A 20,064-nucleotide genomic window follows, 5' to 3' on the forward strand; every position below is an offset into this window, starting at 1 on the left:
ATAAATCTGCTCTGCAAAGTTTTTCAACTTTGCAGAGGTGTTAAAAGGTCTCCTGACCTTGGTAAAATATTATAATCGATTAACCTGTAACGTCAGTCAGAAACTGACAAATACTTTCACAAAATCAGAGATTTTGCGAAGCAGCGAATACCTCTATAAATATTGTATATCTTTTTGATTTTTAAAGTTTTGACCTTAAAGTTTTATATCTTTACATAAAATGGATAATATTATCCCTAAAAGACAGCTGTTACTTGATTAATTATTATTTTTGCAGAAATAAAAAAATCTCAAAAACATATGTTGATTATAGGTATAGCCGGTGGTACAGGAAGTGGTAAAACAACAGTAGTTCACCAGATCATGAATGAACTTCCGGAAACTGAAGTAGGTATCATTTCTCAGGATTCTTATTATAAAGAATCTAGTAACCTAAGTTATGAAGAAAGAGCAAAAACCAATTTTGATCATCCGAGAGCTATTGATTTTAATTTACTGACAGAACACTTAAAAGATTTAAGAAAGGGAAAGATAATCGAACAGCCTGTTTACTCTTTTGTTACGCATAACAGAACAGATGATACCATAGTTACCCATCCCCGAAAAGTAATGATCGTGGAAGGTATTTTAATACTCTCTAATCCGGAACTTCGCGATATATTTGATATTAAAATATTTGTTCATGCAGATCCTGATGAACGTCTGATTCGACGATTAAAAAGAGATATTGCAGAAAGAGGGCGTGATATGCAGGAAGTTTTAAACCGGTATCAGACCACATTAAAACCGATGCATGAACAGTTTATTGAGCCTACAAAAGCATTTGCTGATATTATAATTCCAAACGATAAATACAACACTGTTGCAATAGATATCGTCAGAACTGTAATAAATCAACGTATATTATAAAATATTCCTTACTTTTAGATCTATACAATATAAAATGAAAAAGAGATTCCAAAATATTAAAGAAAAATACCCTTGGGTCAAATACCTTGGCAGTCGGTATTTTCTGGTACTGTTATTTTTCAGTATCTGGATGCTTTTTCTTGACAACTATTCCTATGTTGAACACCGGGTTTTAAATAAACAAATTAAAGAACTGGAAAATAATAAAAAATATTACCAGGAAGAAATCAAAAAAGATCTTGAAAATGTCCGGTTACTAAAAGACCCGGAACAAATCGAAAAGTATGCCCGCGAAAAATATTTCATGAAACGTGATAATGAAGATATATATATAATAGAATTTGAAGACAGTATTTCTGAAGAAAAATCTAAATCACTTTAAGAGAATGAGCAAAAGTTTATTTAACGAATTTGAACCAGTATCCTCTCAACAATGGAAACAACAGATACAGTTTGAGCTGAAAGGTGCTGATTATAATGAAACTCTGGTCTGGGACAGTCCTGAGGGTATTAAAGTACGGCCTTTTTATCATTCTGATCAACCGGAAAAAATATTTGCCGTAAATACAAAAACCGATTCGTTTAAAATTTGTCAGAATATTTTTGTTCATGATGTCGAAAAATCAAATTATCGCGCTTTAGAAACCATTAAACGAGGTGCTGAAAGTATCCGTTTTACCATTCGGGATGAGAAAACAGATCTTGAAAAACTGTTTAAAAAATTACCTTTAGACAATATAACCGTTTATCTTAATTTAGATTTTTTCTCAATCGATTTCGTGAATAAAATTGAACAGATTGCCGTTGCAAAAAAAGCTTCTGTTTATTGTAATATAGACCCTATAGGACGATTAACAAAAGACGGAAACTGGTTTAAGGATATGAACCATGATTTTGGAAAATTAAACACGGTCCTGAAGAAAACAAAACAAGTTTCTGTTCTGAGCGTTGATACTTCTCTTTATCAGAATGCCGGTGCGAATATAGTACAACAAATCGCTTACAGTATGGCACATGCTAATGAATATCTGAACCGTATTCCTACTATTGTCAAACCGATAGTGTTTCAGGTATCTATAGGCACCAATTACTTTTTTGAAATTGCAAAACTAAGAGCTATTCGTCTTCTATACCGCATAATTGTAGCAGAATATGGAGGTAATACAGAATGCCATATTCTAGCAAAACCAACAAAAAGAAATAAAACAATCTACGATTATAATGTGAATATGCTGCGCACAACAACAGAATGTATGAGTGCTATTCTGGGTGGTGCGGACGCCGTTTCTAATCTGCCTTATGATGCTGTATTTCATAAGAATAATGAATTTGGAGACCGTATAGCGCGAAATCAGTTGTTAGTCCTGAAACATGAGAGTTACTTTGATAAAGTGAGCAATCCTACTGACGGAACTTATTATATTGAACATCTTACTAATCAACTAGCTGAAAAAGCACTGACACTGTTTAAAGATATTGAAGCTAACGGAGGTTTCCTGAAACAACTGATAGAAGGTACAATCCAGAGAAAGATACAGGAAAGTGCTGATAAAGAACAGGCTCTTTTTGACAGTGGAAAAGAAGTTTTATTAGGAACCAATAAATATCCTAATAAAGAAGATAAAATGGAACATAACTTAGAACTATTTCCATTTGTAAAAAAGAATCCTCGCAAAACATTAATTGTCCCAATTATCGAAAGACGTTTAGCAGAAAAAACGGAACAACAACGATTAAAGGCAGAAAAATAATAGCAAACGATCAATACGTTTTCAATATCGGTTTCCGGTTTTCACAAAAACCTTATACACTTAGTATCAATCTTTGTACACTTTATGGTTACTCAATATACAGTAATCAATCCCATTATTCCACTCAAAACAATACATTAGTATAGAATAATTATTATTTAAATTATCTAGAATTAATTCTATAAAAAGACAAAATAACAATTAAAAGGCAGTACATTTACTTAAAATTGAAAAATAAAATTATGACCCCTTTTTTCAGAAAAATTGTTACCGTAAAAGATCACAACATCAGTATCACACTACCCGATGATTTTACTATAGAAGAAGAATTAGAAGTAATTATTCTGCCTAAAAAAGACACTTTTAACAGTACCGATACTATAAACAACAGCGTTAACGAAAGTGGAGCGCAATATTTAAATACCGGAAATTCTGTTTCAAATTTCAACCGAAAAACAGAGGCATTCAGACAAATTATACTTTTAAAAAACCACAAAATGAACATTACATTACCCACAGATTTTAATGCTGAGGAAGTTGAAACAATCGTCTTCCCTACTAAAAATAAAGAATATACTATCCCTAACTGGCAGATAGAACAAGTAAGAGAACGCACTAAAAATTACTTAAAAGACCCTTCAACTGCTCAGGATTTTGCGGAGGCGATAAAAGAAATTGAGGCTGAAGTAAAAAAGTTTTCGGATGGATTATAAGATAATAATTCATCCTCCTGCAAAACAGGATATAATAGAAACAACCGTTTGGTATACCGGTAAACAAAAAGATTTAGGGAAAAAATTTATAACTTTTATAAAAAAAGAAATTACAAAAATACAGAAGAACCCTTTGTTATACAGCATTCGTTATGATGATACCAGAACTGCTACGGTAAATGCGTTTCCTTATCTGATTCATTTCACCATCTATAATAGTACTATAATTATTAAAGCCGTATACCATTCATCCAGAAATGCTGAAATATGGACTGAAAGAGATTAGCATAAAAAACTCAACACATTCAGCTACAACCTTCTAAAAACAGCTTCTTTATCTTCTTCAAAACACCTATTTTTAGCAATCGAAAAATCATAGTATCATCAGCCATAATTTCGCCGTAACACATTAATAGTATAACAAATGGTTTATAGTTATTTTTATAGTTTATAGTATAGAATAACAATCAGAAAAGCAGTATATTTACTTCAATTGAAAAACAGAAATTATGACCGCTTTTTTCAGAGAAACTTTTACCATAGAAAATCACAAGATCAGTATCACGTTGCCGGATGATTTCAATACAGAAGAAGAAGTCGAAATAATTATTCTACCTAAAGAAGATTCTTTTAGCAATATTGATTCAATAAATGACATGGTTAATGAAGGCGGAACGCAATATTCAAACACTGAAAAACCTTTTCCAAATTTCAACAAAAAGACAGAAGCTTTCAGACAAATTATAATTTTAAAAGATCGTAAAATGAGTATTACAATACCAAAAGATTTTAGTGCAAGAGAAGTGGAAGTAATTATCCTCCCTAAAGAGGATCATTTTACAATTACTGATACTATGAAAAATATTTTAGACACCAGAATCAATGAAGACAGAACAAATTATTTAAGTGCAGAAGAATCTATTTCAAGATTAAAAAAAAAATATGGTATTTAATATAATCTTATCTCAGGAAGCCCAAAAAGAAATAGAATCAGCAATAGATTACTATACTGATCTTAGCAAATCGACTTCTGCCAGATTGATTATAAATTTAGAAAATACGTATTCTCAATTATCTAAAAATCCATTTTATAGAATCAGATATAAAAATTACCGAGCTATTGCAATAAAAGGGTTTCCTTTTTTATTGTTTTTTATAGTTGACGAAGAAAATAAATCCATTATTATTGTATCCTGTTTTCAAACCGATCAATACCCGGATAAATATCCTGAATAAAACCATTATACAGACTATAAATTGTGCAATGAGAAAAAAGCTTCAACATATACAGTTACAACCCTCTGAAACGGATACTTTACCATCATCAGATGCTAACTTTTTAACGGCAGAAGGAATTGAATTAAAATCAACCTATTCTGAAAAAGATATAACTGATCTGAAACACTTGGGATTTGGTGCCGGTTTTGCACCTAATTTACGTGGTCCTTATTCTACTATGTATGTTCGTCGTCCCTGGACGGTACGCCAATATGCAGGCTTCTCAACTGCTGAAGAAAGTAATGCTTTTTACAGACGTAATTTAGCTGCTGGTCAAAAAGGTTTATCCATTGCTTTTGACCTACCTACACATAGAGGTTATGACAGTGACCATGAACGTGTTGTCGGTGATGTGGGTAAAGCAGGTGTTGCAATTGATACGGTTGAGGATATGAAAGTATTATTCGATCAAATCCCTTTAAATGAAATGTCAGTTTCAATGACAATGAACGGAGCGGTATTACCGATCATGGCATTTTATATTGTAGCAGCAGAGGAACAGGGTGTTCCGACGGAATTACTATCCGGTACGATTCAGAATGATATTCTGAAAGAATTCATGGTTCGAAATACGTATATCTACCCTCCTGCTCCTTCTATGAAGATCATTGCTGATATTTTTGACTTTACAAGTAGAAAAATGCCAAAGTTTAATTCTATCAGTATTTCCGGTTACCACATGCAGGAAGCAGGTGCAACAGCCGATATAGAGCTTGCTTATACGTTGGCAGACGGTTTAGAATATATCCGAACAGGACTCGCTGCGGGAATGGCAATTGATGAGTTTGCTCCACGCCTTTCTTTTTTCTGGGCAATAGGAATGAATCATTTTATGGAAATTGCTAAAATGCGTGCCGGAAGGATGTTATGGGCTAAACTATTAAAACAATTTAATCCTAAAGATGATAAATCACTGGCTTTGCGTACCCATTGTCAGACTAGCGGATGGAGTTTAACAGAACAAGACCCTTTTAATAATGTCGCTCGTACTTGCATTGAAGCAGCAGCGGCAGCTTTTGGAGGAACACAATCTTTACATACAAATGCTCTGGATGAAGCAATTGCCTTACCTACTGATTTCTCTGCCCGTATTGCAAGAAACACACAACTCTTTTTACAGGAAGAAACAAAAATAACCAAAACGGTCGATCCTTGGGCAGGCAGTTATTATATAGAAAGTTTAACAGACCAGATCGCTGAAAAAGCTTGGGCTTTAATTGAAGAAGTAGAAGAACTCGGAGGAATGACAAAAGCAATTGAAGCAGGAATTCCCAAACTTCGAATCGAGGAGGCCGCTGCAAGAAAACAGGCTCGTATTGACAGCAGTCAGGATGTTATTGTGGGTGTAAACCAATTCCGATTAGAAAAAGAAGATCCTCTGCATATTCTGGATGTTGACAACCAAATGGTACGAAAACAACAATTAGAACGGTTAGAAAAGATCAAAGCTTCCAGAGATACTGTAAAAGTACAGGAAGCACTAGCAAATTTAACAACATCAGCTAAATCCGGTGAAGGAAATTTATTAGCTTTAGCCATTGAAGCGGCAAGATATAGGGCTACTTTAGGGGAAATAAGCGATGCTATGGAAGTGGCGTTTGGAAGATATAAAGCACAAATTAAATCTTTTAGTGGCGTGTATAGTAAAGAGATCAAAAATGATGAAAGCTTTGAAAAAGCAAAACAATTAGCAGATCAGTTTGCTAAACAGGAAGGACGTCGTCCTCGTATTATGGTTGCGAAAATGGGTCAGGATGGTCATGACAGAGGTGCGAAAGTCGTTTCTACGGGTTATGCTGATGTGGGATTTGATGTAGATATAGGTCCTTTATTCCAAACCCCAGCAGAAGCGGCAAAACAAGCGGTTGAAAATGATGTCCATATTCTCGGAATATCTTCTTTAGCAGCAGGACATAAAACACTGGTGCCTCAGGTAATTGAAGAACTAAAAAAATATGGTCGTGAGGATATTATGGTCATTGTAGGCGGGGTTATTCCTGCTCAGGATTATCAATTCCTGTTTGATGCCGGAGCGGTTGCCGTTTTCGGTCCCGGAACCAAGATCAGTGAAGCTGCCATTAAAATTCTGGAAATTTTAATGGATAATCCAGAATAATATTTTTGATATACGATTTACGATATTTTTAGAGGGAAGAAGAAAGAAACAAGAAGAAAGATGTAAAGTATTCAATATACAGTCTCTGGAAAAACTTTGCATCTCTGCCTCTTTGCGAGAAAACTCCTAAGCCTTTTGTACCTATACTAACTTTGAACCTTAAATAAACGATTAAATAAAACTATACTTATTATGAACTTTAAAGAAAAAATGCTTCGGGATAATGCTTTACAAGGGAAAGTAATTGTTGTTACCGGTGGTGGCAGCGGTCTTGGAAAAGCAATGACTAAATATTTCCTTGAATTAGGTGCTAAGGTGGTAATTACCTCAAGAGATATTGAAAAATTAAAAAATACTGCTAAAGAATTAGAAGCAGAAACAGGTGGAACAGTTTTACCGGTTCAGTGTGATGTACGTCATTATGAAGAGGTTGAAAATATGCTGAAAGCAACTATAGACGCTTTTGGTAAAGCAGATGTTTTACTTAATAATGCTGCCGGAAACTTTATTTCTCCAACAGAACGATTATCTGCTAATGCTTTTGATACCGTGATCGATATCGTTTTAAAAGGGTCGAAAAACTGTACACTGGCTTTTGGTAAACACTGGATCGAAACAAAACAAACACAATCTGTTATACTGAATATTGTTACTACTTATGCCTGGACTGGTTCTGCTTATGTGGTTCCTTCTGCAACTGCAAAAGCGGGTGTACTGGCAATGACCAGAAGTTTAGCAGTCGAATGGGCTAAATACGGAATTCGCTCTAACGCTATTGCTCCGGGACCATTCCCTACAAAAGGCGCCTGGGACAGATTACTACCGGGTGATCTGGCAGAGAAATTCGATATGGCTAAAAAAGTACCTCTGAATCGAGTGGGCGATCATCAGGAACTAGCAAATTTAGCTGCTTATTTAGTATCTGATTTTTCTTCTTACATAAACGGAGAAGTGATTACTATTGATGGTGGTGAATGGCTAAAAGGTGCCGGACAGTTCAATTTACTGGAAGCTATCCCGGAAAATATGTGGGATATGCTGGAAGCAATGATAAAGGCTAAAAAAAGTAAATAACTCAGATTATAATTTAAATAGTATAATTTTTTCCAAAAAACATGATCCGAAGTTAGACTTTAGATTATGTTTTTTCGTTATATTGTAACTAATCGAAGAACCGTTACAAATAAAAAATACTATTTATAAAATAAATTTGCAAAAACAACCTTAATACATACAGAATCTAATTATTCTAAATTTCAGAAATACAATTTAAAAACCGCTAAAAATTTACTGGTCACGGGGTTTTAAACGAAACTCTATTATTTATAAGAGATTCTTAACAATTAAGATTTTTAAAACTCATAAAAAATCGTATTTTTACCGTTCAAAATTTATAAACTATAATGGGTAAAATCATTGCAATTGCCAATCAAAAAGGTGGTGTTGGTAAGACAACAACTTCTATAAACCTAGCCGCTTCATTAGGTGTGCTGGAGAAAAAAGTGTTACTTATCGATGCTGATCCTCAGGCCAACGCCAGTTCAGGTTTAGGCATTGATATTGAAAACATAGAAATCGGAACGTATCAGGTATTAGAACATAGTGCTACCCCGGAAGAAGCCATTATTGAGTGTAGTGCTCCTAATGTGCATCTTATTCCGGCGCATATTGACTTAGTAGCGATCGAAATAGAATTAGTAGATAAAGAGAACAGAGAATACATGTTGAAAAAGGCTCTGGAAGGTGTTAAGGACAAATATGACTATATTCTGATCGACTGCGCTCCTTCTCTTGGTCTGCTTACACTAAACGCTTTAACAGCCGCAGATTCTGTGGTTATTCCGATTCAGTGTGAATATTTTGCTCTTGAAGGTTTAGGGAAACTGTTAAACACAATCAAAAGTGTACAAAAAATACACAATCCATCATTAGATATCGAAGGTCTATTATTGACGATGTATGATTCCAGACTGCGTCTTTCCAATCAGGTAGTAGAAGAGGTTCAGAAACATTTTAATGATATGGTCTTTGAAACAGTCATTCAGAGAAATATCAAGCTGAGTGAAGCACCTAGTTTTGGAGAAAGTATCATCAATTATGATGCAACCAGCAAAGGAGCGGTTAATTACATCCATTTAGCAGAAGAAATAATTAAAAAAAACAGTAATAAATAGATTTTTATGGCAAAGGCAATAAAAAAGCAAGCTCTAGGGAGAGGATTATCCGCTTTATTAAAAGATCCTGAAAATGATATTCAGTCGGTTAATGATAAGAATGCAGATAAAGTTGTAGGCAATATTGTTGAGCTTGAGATTGATGCTATTGATATAAACCCATATCAGCCAAGAACTAATTTTAATGAGGAAACCCTTCAGGAATTAGCTTCTTCTATTAAAGAACTGGGTGTTATACAGCCGATTACTGTTAGAAAATTAAATTTCAATACCTATCAGTTAATTTCTGGAGAAAGAAGGTTCAGAGCATCTAAATTAGTAGGTTTAACCACTATTCCTGCTTATATCAGAATTGCTAATGACCAGGAATCTCTTGAAATGGCACTGGTCGAAAACATTCAAAGACAGGATCTGGATCCAATTGAGATTGCCTTATCATACCAGAGACTGATTGATGAAATTCAACTGACACAGGAGCAAATGAGTGACCGTGTTGGTAAAAAACGTTCTACTATTGCTAACTATTTAAGACTTTTAAAACTGGATCCAATCATTCAGACCGGAATCCGTGACGGTTTTATCAGTATGGGTCATGGTCGTGCTATTATTAATATCGAAGATCAGGATGTTCAAACTGATATTTACCAAAAAATCGTTGGTCAGAATCTGTCCGTAAGAGAAACAGAAGCTTTAGTTAAAAAATACCAGGAAAGCTTGAGACCTACTCCTGCCAAAAAAACAGGAGGAACTGGTTTTGAGATCAATGCAGAGGAGCAAAAAACATTTACTAATTATTTTGGAACTAAAGTAGACGTGAAAGTAGCGAATAACGGAAAAGGAAAAATTACGATTCCATTCCATTCCGAAGAAGATTACAATCGTATTCTAAAACTAATTAAAGGTTAGTGTATAAGCTTTTTTTCATATTCGTTTTTAGTTTCCTTCTCGGAAATATTTCTCTTTTCGCGCAAGAAAACAACGATACTGTTCTTATCGTAAAAGATACTATTTTACAGAACAGAACAATAAACCCGTTACAACCGGCAAAAGCAGCTTTTTATTCTGCTATTGTTCCCGGTCTTGGGCAAGTATACAATAAACAATACTGGAAAGTTCCTGTTATCTATGCCGCTTTAGGAACCGGTATTTATTTTTATGCAGAAAACAACCGACAATATCATGATTACAGAGACGCCTATAAAAGGCGTTTAGCGGGTAATAACGATGATAAATTTCAGAATCTGGACAATGACCGTCTCATCAGAGCTCAGAAGTTCTATCAGAAAAACAGAGATTTATCTATACTTATAACAGCAGGACTGTACATTCTGAACATTATTGATGCGAATGTCAGTGCTCACCTACTACAGTTCAACGTAGATGAGAATCTCTCTTTTAAACCCGATCTCTATCAAAATCCAATCGATTACAAACAGAATTTAGCAATAACATTAAACTATAGTTTCTAAAATATCAGATACAACTAAACTTTTTTGTTATTCTTTTTCAAATTAAATTATAAAAATGAAAATTGCTCTTTTAGGATACGGAAAAATGGGACAGGTAATTGAAAAAATTGCTTTAGAACGTGGACATGAAATTGTATTAAGAAAATCTATTTCAGACCCTTATACCGGTTTAGAAAAAGCAGATGTTGCCATTGATTTCAGTGCACCGGCTGCAGCTGTAAATAATATATCTGAATGTTTAAACAATGATATTCCTGTTGTTTCCGGAACAACTGGATGGCTAGACGACTATCCCACTATGGTTTCTCTTTGTAAGGAAAAGAACGGTGCTTTTATCTACGGCTCTAATTTTAGTCTCGGAGTTAATATCTTCTTTGAACTGAATAATTATCTTGCAAAGATGATGGCACAGTTAGAGCAATATAATGTTCACATGGAGGAAGTACACCATACTCAGAAATTAGATGCTCCAAGTGGCACAGCAATTACTCTGGCTCAAGGAATCATCAGTAATTCGGATTATACGGACTGGACGCTGGATCAGCCAAAAGAAAACGAAATCTTCATTGATGCACAAAGAATAGAAAACGTACCGGGTACACATACCGTTTTTTATGATTCGGAAGTAGATACTATCGAAATCAAACATACTGCACATAGCCGTGAAGGCTTTGCTCTGGGATCTGTAATTGCCGCTGAATGGCTTTTTGGAAAAAAAGGTATTTTTACCATGAAAGATGTTTTAAATTTGAAATAATTACTGAAAAAAGAGTAACTAATTCTTATCTATAAAGACTAATACAATATAACAATATACTATTTATGACAACAACACAGTGGCTTATTTTCTTTTTAATCATTCAGGTTATTCATTTTTTAGGAACCTGGAAATTATATGTAAAAGCAGGCAGAAAGTCTTGGGAAGCAATCATTCCGGTCTATAATTCTATGGTGCTGATGAAGATCATTAACCGACCGGTATGGTGGGTTATTTTGCTTTTTATTCCGGTAATCAATTTAATTATGTTTCCGGTTATCTGGGTGGAAACCTTAAGAAGTTTTGGTAAAAATTCAACATTAGATACTATTCTTGGAGTAATTACCTGCGGACTGTATATCTATTATATCAATTATACACAGGATGTAACTTACATCAAAAATCGTAGTTTAAAACCAAGAAGCCAGGTGGCAGATTTGGTAAGTTCTTTACTTTTTGCTATTGTTGTAGCAACAATAGTACATACCTATGTCATGCAGCCTTTCACTATTCCGAGTTCTTCTCTTGAAAAGACTTTACTGGTAGGTGACTTTCTGTTCGTTAGTAAATTCCACTATGGAGCAAGGACGCCTATGACAGCGGTAGCGTTACCAATGGTTCATGATACTATTCCGGTAGCCAAGACAAAATCATATCTGAAAAAGCCACAACTGCCTTTCTTTCGTTTTCCGGGATTTCAGAATATAAAGAGGAATGATATCGTCGTTTTTAACTGGCCTGTTGATACTGTACGTTTCTTTAGAGATACTAAAAGTATCGGTATCAGAAAACCTATTGACAAGAAATCAAACTATGTAAAAAGATGTGTCGGTCTTCCGGGAGATTCTCTTTCTATTAAAATGGGTGATATTTATATCAACGGACAAAAACTAATTTTACCGGACAGAGCAAAACCGGAAACTTCTTATACTGTTGTAACAGATGGTACACCATTAAATGTATATTATCTTCAGAAAGAATTAAAAGTAACGGATTATGTAGGACAATTCGATAATACAACGTATTTCGTTCAGTCAATGACCGAGGAAATGGCTCAGAGACTTAGAAACTACCCTAACATCAAAAAAGTAGAAAGAATTATTTCTGGTAAAGCAGATACAAGTATGTTCCCATATACTAAAAACTGGAATGTGGATAACTACGGTCCCATCTATATACCTAAAAAAGGACAAACAGTTGCTTTAAACACTGCTTCTCTACCTTTCTATAAAATGATCATTACTGAATATGAAAAGAATGATCTGCAGGTAAATGGAGATGAAATCAAAATTAACGGACAACCGGCGACCAGCTATACTTTTAGACAGGATTATTACTGGATGATGGGTGATAACCGTCATAACTCTGAAGATAGCCGTACTTGGGGGTATGTTCCAAACGACCACATTGTAGGTAAACCGGTTTTTATCTGGTTAAGTCTGGATGCTAATGAAAAAGGATTTAATAAAATCAGATGGGACAGAATGTTTACTACTGTAAGTGGTGATGGTCAGCCTCAATCTTATTTCAGATATTTTCTGATTTTGGTTGTTCTTGGTGTGGGATTAGATTATTTCCTAAAAAGAAAAAAGAAGAATAAAGCTTAATTTCGATTATTCAATGGTTTGATTTTTGGATTATTCGAGCGATATAAGAGATCCGACTTTGCAAAATCTCTGATTTTGCGAAAGTATTAATCAGTCTCTGACTGATGTTATAGATTAATAGATCGTTGGATTAACTAATTACTACTGATTATATAACATTAAATAGTTGAAATTTTCAAGTATTCTTGTTTTTTGTAGCGATCGAATAATCCAAAAATCGAATAATCAAACCCTCTAAAAATCAAAATAACAAAAACCAAAAATGAATATTTTATTACACCCTACTTATTTTCCTTCAATAAGTCATTTTGTGGCTATGGCACAGGCAGATACTATTACATTTGAAATGGAGGATAACTTCCAGAAACAAACGAATAGAAACAGGATGTATATTTATAGTCCTAATGGGATTCAGTTATTAAATATCCCTATTAAACATTCTAAAAACGATCCGCATCAGAAGTATAAAGATATCCGTATTGAGGACGCTTTTGGATGGCAGAAAATTCATTTTAAATCTCTGGAAGCGGCTTACCGAAGCTCTCCTTTCTTTGAGTATTTTGAAGATGATCTGATGCCTGTTTTTGAGAAGAAATATGACTTTCTTATTGATCTGAATTTTAAAACACTGGAAATTGTTACAGACTGCCTCGGAATGGATTTTACGTATCAGAAAACAACTGAATACTTCCGTGAAGCAGAAGGCGTTAAAGATTTTAGATATTTAGCAAATGGTAAAAAAGATCCGGCTGTTTTTGAAAACTATACGCAGGTATTTGGCGACAAACATGGCTATCAGAACAATCTGAGTATTCTGGATCTGCTATTTAACGAAGGACGTTATGCACTGGATTATTTAAAGAAACAGAATTTATAATTGATAGTTATTAGTTGATAGTTAATAGTTTTTGTGATCGTGTAAAAATTTAGAAGTAAACAGTTTTCAGTCGCAGTAAATCAGTATTCAAAAGAATTGATAATTTACAGTTGATAGTTTGTAATCATGTAAAAATTAAACGTAAAGTTCGCAAAGAATTTTGACAGAGTCGATCTTTCAATTATTTTCTTTATATCTTATCCTCTATTATTTTCAATCCCTAGGGCTCTTTAAACTCAGGGAAACGCAATATTGGTTTTTTTGTTTCGTAATTCATACTAAAAAAACTTATCTTCTTTCCAATTCAAAGGATTATTTTCTATATAATATTGTATTCTTTCCAATTCTTGTGAATTGCGAATAATATGATCGTGAAATCGGGACTGCCAACCAAAATCAGCATGAATAAAATGGGCATTTTTTGAAACAACTGATTTATACGACCTAATTATGGTTGAAATTGAACCTGATTTAGGTGAAATTTTTGCCATTTGTTCGTTTTTTGGGGTTTCGGGGGTGGTTGTTTCGGACGTTTCAGACGTTTCGGGGGTAGAGACGTTGCAATGCAACGTCTCTACCCCCGAATTATCGACGCCAATATTTGCGTTTTTATTAATTATCAAAATTCCGTGCGTGTGATTAGGCATAACCACAAAATTCCCCAATTCTACAAACGGAAAATGATTGGGTATTTCTAACCAATATTTTTCTGCTAATACGCCTAATTCAGATGCAATAAATTGTCTCTCTATAATTTCACCGAAAAAATGTTCTCTGTCTTGGGTACAAATGGTTATAAAATAGATCCCATTTGCACCATAATCCCAATTTTTCAATCGGGCTGATGCTACGCGATATTTATTTTGATATTTTTCAGACATTTTTTATAATATTTATTCCTGATTCGTTTTTAATTATAAAATCACGTTTTAATTTATGATCTAAATATCATTTAACTGTTGTTCTGTATAGATTTTATTTTTTATAGTAATCAATTTCGTCACGCATTAAACTTTCAATTTCCGACCATAAATCACCCATTCGTTTTCCACGCTCTTCGTGTCCTAAACTTTGTAATTCTTTTGCGTTGTTTTCTAAATCATTAGAAGTTGACATCTTATTTAAAACTGTTTGAAAATCATCCGTATAATCGTTGACTATAGATTTATATTCATTTATTTTTGGCAACATTTTTTTACTCGCAACTAATTTTAATTTATTTATCTCTTGATTTATAATCAGAATTGGTTGAAGTGATTTTTTGGTTGTCTCTAATAAATCAGAATTGAATTTTAATAACGCATTGTTAATTCTTTCTTCTTCACCTGTTATTATTTCAGCCATAAATTCATTTGTTATACCATAAATCATTTTTGGATCAGTTCTCATACTTAAACTCATTTCATCCATTTGATTCAAAAAATTTGAATAAACCTCAAATCTTTTTTCAAGTGCTTTGTCAGATTTTTGATATTTTCTGTTCAGACGGAATTGAATTATTCCCCAAACCCATCCTAATAAACCTAATCCAATAATTAAATAATCTTTAATTTCCATAAAATTAAAATAAAGTTGATTTACTCCTCTATCGCCAATCGAACCATTAAGGGAAAGTGATCTGAATTAATAAAGGAGGTATAATTTTTAAAGCTTTTTACTTCCATTTTCTTATCTACAAAAACATAGTCAATTCTTGCAGGATAATATCTGAAGTTATATGTTTTTCCAAAGCCACTACCTGCTTCTTCAAAACAGTCTTTTAAGTTGCCCCGAATATTGCTGTACACAAAGGAGAACGCACTGTTATTCATATCACCACAAATGATCTGGGCATAATGGCAGTCTTTTTTATGATCCTTGAATATGTCCGTCTGTTTTTGCTGTTGCTTAAAAGCAGAACTGATACGTTTAAAAATGATCTTTGATTTTTTCTGATCGATCTGATCCAGTTTGTCTTCGTGAATATCCGGACTTATCTTTATCGACTGCATGTGCATACTGTAAATTCGTAAAGTATCTTTTCCTTTTTTAATATCAGCAAAAATGACATTATTACCGGAATTAGGAAATTCAATCTCTCCTTTATTTATAATTTTAAATTTAGAGAAAATAGCTTGTCCGTATTTATTTTTACCTCCTCGCAACTGAATGAAATGGTGTTTGTACTGTTCAAAATCCAATTTATCCAGAGGAGAGTATTCCTGTATACACAGAATATCCGGATTCTGCTCTTTTACAAAACCGGATATTTTTTCAGGAATATCTGTATCCGGCAACCATTTATACAGATTGAACAGACGCACATTATAACTCATCAGCGTAAAATCCTGCTTTGTCTCCGGTACTTCTTCTTTAGAAAATTTATAGAATTTATTAATAAAGGTAATTCCTAAAAGCAATACCAGACCGGGCAGTAACATTTGCTTTTTGAACTGTATAATCCAGTATATAAAATAGAATACATTCAATATCAACATTAAAGGCATCATTAACGTAAACACTGATAAAATAGGAAATAATCTTGGTGCCAGAAAAGGTAAAATATAAGCAACAAAGGTCAATATAGTTAATACTATATTGAAAAAGAACATTACTTTATTGAACCATGAAAGATTTTTCATTTTATCTTGTAGGCATTAATTAGTTTTTTCCAACTTTAAATAAAAACTCTTTCTCTTCTTTTGTCAGACTATCATAACCGGACTGACTGATCTTATCTAAGATCTCATCTATTTGTTGCTGAGATTTATCTTTTGTTAACGTATTTTTTACCGAATTTGTTGTTGTCTGCGTTTTATAAACTTTTTTAAACGGTGTTTTTTTCTTTGGTTTAAAAAGAGTTGGTATCCAGTCTATAAAACGGGTAATCCATTTGGTCATATCTACACCTCTCTGTAACTGTTTTATATAGATGAACCCAAAAAAAGCACCACCTAAATGGGCAATGTGTCCACCAGTATTTCCAAGAGGAGCCTGTATCAAGTCCAATATAATGATAACCAGTGCAATATGCCACAATTTCACTCTACCAATCAATAACAACCTTACTTCCATATAAGGGGCATAAGTAGCAGCTGCAACCATAATAGCCATAATCGCTCCCGAAGCACCTACCATGGTTACATCACGACTGGCTAATGATGGAATCACCAGATAGCTGACAATAAACACTACTCCGGCAAAAACAGCTCCCAACAGATATAAACCTAAATATTGTTTCTGCGTAAAAAAGGTCAGGAACATTCTGCTTACAAAATTCAGCACCATCAAGTTAAACAGAATGTGTAAAAACCCAGCATGGAAAAAAGCATAGGTAACGATCGTCCAGGGTTTATATAGCAGATTAACCGGATCGGATGATAATGTTATCCAGGAAGGATAATTAAAAACACCTTGTGTAAAATTATAGAAGAAAACTAAAGAGACAATATATACTCCTATATTCCAGAATATTATCTTTTGTTCTATTCCTCCCAGTTTATATTGTAACTTCAGATCATCCAGTATACTCATACCTTTTCTTTTAAATACTAATAATTATCTGTCCCAACGATTGTTATTGAACTGATTCTTTTTCCAGTACCACATCATTAGGAATCCGGATAAAGCTCCTCCAACATGTGCAAAGTGTGCTATTCCTCCTCCAAAAACAGAAAATCCGGTTACTCCGGAGAATAAATCCAAAACGATTAGTCCAGGAACAAAATATTTTGCTTTTACGGGAATCGGAATAAAGATAATCATCAGTTCTGCATTAGGGAACATAAAGGCAAAAGCAACCAAAACACCATAAATAGCACCTGATGCTCCTACTGCAGGAGTCATAAATGAGCTTACAAAATTTTTAAAATCGGATGTAGATAATATGGACTCCCAACGGGTATCATATTTTCCCTGATTTAGCAGATCAAGAATCTCAGGTTTTGAAAATCCATTAGCAAGTAGTGTATTTAACCCTTCATGGAAAAAGTAATAATTACTCAAAATATGAAGTAATGCTCCTCCTAATCCGGCAGAAATATAAAAGAATAAAAATTTCTTAGCTCCCCAGAACTGTTCCAGTGCACTACCAAAGGCAAACAAAGCATACATATTAAAGAAAATATGCATAAATCCACCATGCATGAACATATGTGTTATGGGTTGCCAATATTGGAAATTTTGATTCTCAGGATAATACAGGGATAAAAATTTATAGGCTGCATCACCTACAAGTTGAGTACCCAGAAAAAATATAATATTTATAATGATTAACTGCTTTACAGTTTCAGGGATGTTTCTCATATAGCAAATTTTTTATCTAAGTCTTCTACACTTATGGTAATAAAAGTCGGTTTTTGAAAAGGTGATACATTGGGCTCTCTACAGGCAAAAAGTGCATTCACCAGATTTTCCTGTTCTTTTTCGGTTAAATACACTCCGGTTTTTACGGCTAAACTCTTTGACATTGACTTTGCAATACTGTCGTTCTGACTAAAACTACTGTCCGGAATTCCGTCCTGTAAATCACTCAGTAACTGTTCCAGTAAAATCGAAACCTCACTTTCTGCCACATTAATCGGTAAACCGGAAATGGTAATCCTGTCTTCTATTATTTCTTCAAATACAAAACCTGTATTAATCAGTGAGGTCTTTAACTCCTCTATCAGTTCTATTTCAAAAGCAGAAAAATATAATGTCAGTGGAAATAATAATTGCTGACTGTTTGCCTGTAAAACGGTCATATTCGACAGAAACTGTTCATACAGAATACGCTGATGTGCTCTCTGCTGGTCTATAATAACCATTCCTGATTTTATAGGACTGACAATATATTTTTTATGAATCTGATAGGTTCTGTTAACTGATTCTTCTACTTCTTTATCATTGAATAATGATCCGGTTACTTCTTCTGATTCAAATTCTATTTCGGCAATTTCTTCGGTGTCCTGTTTTAATCCAACATACAGACTTTCCCAATGGGATGTGTTTTCTGGTTTTTTATAGTTGGAATAACTACTTCCTCCTCCTGAATAACTCTTCGTGGAAGAAACAGGATTTTTCATTTCTTCTGCAAACGGATTAAAATTAGAATCTACCTGAATTAAAGGTGTTTCTGCTTCTTTATTCTGATAATTATAAGGTGTATCCAGATTAGAATCTCTGTCAAAATCCAGAACAGGAGCTACATTGAACTGTCCCAGACTATGTTTAACGGAAGAACGTAATATGGCATACATCGCATGTTCATCATCAAACTTGATTTCTGTTTTAGTAGGATGTATATTAATATCAATCGTATTAGGTGGTACGGTAAGATAAATGAAATAACTTGGTTGTGCTCCGTCTTTTAACAATCCGTCATAAGCAGACATAATCGCGTGATGTAAATAACCACTTTTTATAAAACGATTATTTACAAAGAAAAACTGCTCTCCTCTGTTTTTTTTAGCAAACTCAGGCTTCCCTACAAACCCCTGTATTTCTACAATTTCTGTATTTTCCTGAATTGGAACTAATTTTTCATTCATTTTTCCACTGAAGATATTAACAATCCTCTGTCTGTAATTAGAAGAAGGAAGGTTAAACAATTCGCTTCCGTTATGATATAAAACAAAATGAATACCGGGATGTGCTAAAGCGACACGCTGAAATTCATCTACGATATGACGTTGTTCGACATTTCCTGACTTTAAAAAATTACGTCGGGCAGGAATATTAAAAAATAGATTTTTTACAGAGAAAGAAGTACCTTTTGGTACAACCGCTACATCCTGAGAAATAAACTTACTCCCCTCAATCACAATATGTGTTCCCAGTTCTTCCTGATCAGGTTTGGTTTTCATTTCAACATGAGCAATTGCCGCAATGGAAGCGAGTGCCTCTCCACGAAATCCTTTTGTATCGAGAGAAAATAAATCTTCTGCAAGACGGATTTTAGAGGTTGCATGTCGTTCAAAACACATTCTAGCATCTGTAACTGACATTCCTGTACCATTATCAATAACCTGAATCAGAGTTTTTCCGGCATCTTTAATAATTAGCTTAATCTCTGTGGCTTTTGCATCAACAGCATTTTCCAAAAGTTCTTTTACAACAGAAGCCGGTCGCTGAACGACTTCTCCGGCGGCAATCTGATTCGCAACATGATCTGGAAGTAACTGGATTATACTGGACATTAAAAATGGATTTCGAATTATAAAACTTGATTCTTATGATTTTACAAATCTAAGAAAATTATACTGCTTTTATAACGGTAAACCGTTATAAAAAAACAGCCTTTTGAACATAGACTGTTTCTTTGTGAATTTTCATTTATTTAATCCTATATCATTTTTTTAGAGCGAGACATTCGTTATGAGCACGGAAAAAATCCCTATTTTATTACACTTTTTTGCAAACCTATTTCTATACAACTCCTATTTATATGGTTG

21 protein-coding genes are annotated in these 20,064 nt (G+C 33.8%); 15 read left to right on the plus strand and 6 right to left on the minus strand.

Translation table 11 applies throughout. The features are described 5' to 3' along the window. Nucleotides 1–300: 300 nt before the first annotated feature. The 15 genes from udk to AC4FQX_RS02620 all read left to right on the plus strand — a co-directional run bounded on the left by udk (nt 301) and on the right by AC4FQX_RS02620 (nt 13,651). Nucleotides 301–909 carry a uridine kinase gene (udk, locus tag AC4FQX_RS02550; protein WP_491166094.1) on the plus strand — a complete coding sequence of 203 codons (609 nt, stop codon included), beginning with the start codon at nt 301–303 and terminating at the stop codon, nt 907–909. A gap of 34 nt (nt 910–943) precedes the next feature. Further along, complete coding sequence (locus tag AC4FQX_RS02555) at nt 944–1,291, plus strand: FtsB family cell division protein (protein ID WP_491166095.1); 348 nt, start codon at nt 944–946, stop codon at nt 1,289–1,291. 4 nt (nt 1,292–1,295) lie between these two features. After that, the gene (locus AC4FQX_RS02560; RefSeq protein WP_491166096.1) at nt 1,296–2,660 is read left to right on the plus strand and encodes a methylmalonyl-CoA mutase subunit beta; all 1,365 of its coding nucleotides are present in this window, start codon (nt 1,296–1,298) and stop codon (nt 2,658–2,660) included. 227 nt (nt 2,661–2,887) lie between these two features. After that, a complete protein-coding gene (locus AC4FQX_RS02565) occupies nt 2,888–3,373 on the plus strand; it encodes a hypothetical protein (RefSeq protein ID WP_491166097.1) in 486 nt (161 codons plus the stop codon). Continuing rightward, complete coding sequence (locus AC4FQX_RS02570) at nt 3,363–3,659, plus strand: type II toxin-antitoxin system RelE/ParE family toxin (RefSeq protein WP_491166098.1); 297 nt, start codon at nt 3,363–3,365, stop codon at nt 3,657–3,659. Before AC4FQX_RS02565 ends, AC4FQX_RS02570 begins: the two co-directional genes overlap by 11 nt. Nucleotides 3,660–3,882: 223 nt before the next feature. Then, nucleotides 3,883–4,326 (plus strand): hypothetical protein, encoded by a 444-nt coding sequence (locus AC4FQX_RS02575; RefSeq protein WP_491166099.1) that lies wholly within the window; start codon nt 3,883–3,885, stop codon nt 4,324–4,326. Further along, complete coding sequence (locus tag AC4FQX_RS02580; RefSeq protein WP_491166100.1) at nt 4,316–4,609, plus strand: type II toxin-antitoxin system RelE/ParE family toxin; 294 nt, start codon at nt 4,316–4,318, stop codon at nt 4,607–4,609. The genes AC4FQX_RS02575 and AC4FQX_RS02580 overlap by 11 nt, the downstream gene beginning before the upstream one ends. A 28-nt stretch (nt 4,610–4,637) precedes the next feature. Beyond that, nucleotides 4,638–6,767, plus strand: coding sequence for a methylmalonyl-CoA mutase (scpA, locus tag AC4FQX_RS02585; protein WP_491166101.1), 2,130 nt, complete (start codon nt 4,638–4,640; stop codon nt 6,765–6,767). Nucleotides 6,768–6,959: 192 nt separating this feature from the next. Continuing rightward, nucleotides 6,960–7,841, plus strand: coding sequence for an SDR family oxidoreductase (locus tag AC4FQX_RS02590; protein ID WP_491166102.1), 882 nt, complete (start codon nt 6,960–6,962; stop codon nt 7,839–7,841). 329 nt (nt 7,842–8,170) lie between these two features. Continuing rightward, the gene (locus tag AC4FQX_RS02595; protein WP_491166103.1) at nt 8,171–8,941 is read left to right on the plus strand and encodes a ParA family protein; all 771 of its coding nucleotides are present in this window, start codon (nt 8,171–8,173) and stop codon (nt 8,939–8,941) included. A 6-nt stretch (nt 8,942–8,947) separates the two neighbouring features. Next, nucleotides 8,948–9,847, plus strand: a complete 900-nt coding sequence (locus AC4FQX_RS02600) for a ParB/RepB/Spo0J family partition protein (RefSeq protein WP_491166104.1) — start codon at nt 8,948–8,950, stop codon at nt 9,845–9,847. Beyond that, nucleotides 9,847–10,410, plus strand: coding sequence for a DUF5683 domain-containing protein (locus tag AC4FQX_RS02605; protein ID WP_491166105.1), 564 nt, complete (start codon nt 9,847–9,849; stop codon nt 10,408–10,410). The genes AC4FQX_RS02600 and AC4FQX_RS02605 overlap by 1 nt, the downstream gene beginning before the upstream one ends. A gap of 55 nt (nt 10,411–10,465) precedes the next feature. Next, on the plus strand, nt 10,466–11,167 hold the full coding sequence (gene dapB / locus AC4FQX_RS02610) for a 4-hydroxy-tetrahydrodipicolinate reductase (RefSeq protein ID WP_491166106.1): 702 nt from the start codon (nt 10,466–10,468) through the stop codon (nt 11,165–11,167). Between the two features lie 65 nt (nt 11,168–11,232). Then, entirely contained in the window at nt 11,233–12,774 is a 1,542-nt protein-coding gene (lepB, locus tag AC4FQX_RS02615) for a signal peptidase I (protein WP_491166107.1), read from the plus strand. A 262-nt stretch (nt 12,775–13,036) separates the two neighbouring features. Beyond that, nucleotides 13,037–13,651 carry a WbqC family protein gene (locus AC4FQX_RS02620; protein WP_491166108.1) on the plus strand — a complete coding sequence of 205 codons (615 nt, stop codon included), beginning with the start codon at nt 13,037–13,039 and terminating at the stop codon, nt 13,649–13,651. A gap of 278 nt (nt 13,652–13,929) precedes the next feature. Here the strand turns inward: AC4FQX_RS02620 and AC4FQX_RS02625 are convergent, their stop codons facing one another. The 6 genes from AC4FQX_RS02625 to mutL form a co-directional block, all read right to left on the minus strand. Then, nucleotides 13,930–14,532 (minus strand): transposase, encoded by a 603-nt coding sequence (locus tag AC4FQX_RS02625; protein ID WP_491166109.1) that lies wholly within the window; start codon nt 14,530–14,532, stop codon nt 13,930–13,932. A 94-nt stretch (nt 14,533–14,626) separates the two neighbouring features. Then, nucleotides 14,627–15,208 (minus strand): hypothetical protein, encoded by a 582-nt coding sequence (locus AC4FQX_RS02630; protein ID WP_491166110.1) that lies wholly within the window; start codon nt 15,206–15,208, stop codon nt 14,627–14,629. 20 nt (nt 15,209–15,228) lie between these two features. Next, on the minus strand, nt 15,229–16,272 hold the full coding sequence (locus AC4FQX_RS02635; protein ID WP_491166111.1) for an endonuclease/exonuclease/phosphatase family protein: 1,044 nt from the start codon (nt 16,270–16,272) through the stop codon (nt 15,229–15,231). Nucleotides 16,273–16,291: 19 nt separating this feature from the next. Beyond that, nucleotides 16,292–17,164 carry a rhomboid family intramembrane serine protease gene (locus AC4FQX_RS02640; RefSeq protein WP_491166112.1) on the minus strand — a complete coding sequence of 291 codons (873 nt, stop codon included), beginning with the start codon at nt 17,162–17,164 and terminating at the stop codon, nt 16,292–16,294. A gap of 24 nt (nt 17,165–17,188) precedes the next feature. Next, on the minus strand, nt 17,189–17,935 hold the full coding sequence (locus AC4FQX_RS02645) for a rhomboid family intramembrane serine protease (RefSeq protein WP_491166113.1): 747 nt from the start codon (nt 17,933–17,935) through the stop codon (nt 17,189–17,191). Further along, entirely contained in the window at nt 17,932–19,809 is a 1,878-nt protein-coding gene (mutL, locus tag AC4FQX_RS02650) for a DNA mismatch repair endonuclease MutL (protein ID WP_491166114.1), read from the minus strand. Before mutL ends, AC4FQX_RS02645 begins: the two co-directional genes overlap by 4 nt. Nucleotides 19,810–20,064 lie beyond the last annotated feature (255 nt).

It is taken from the genome of Flavobacterium sp. AK-301 (genome assembly GCF_058310215.1).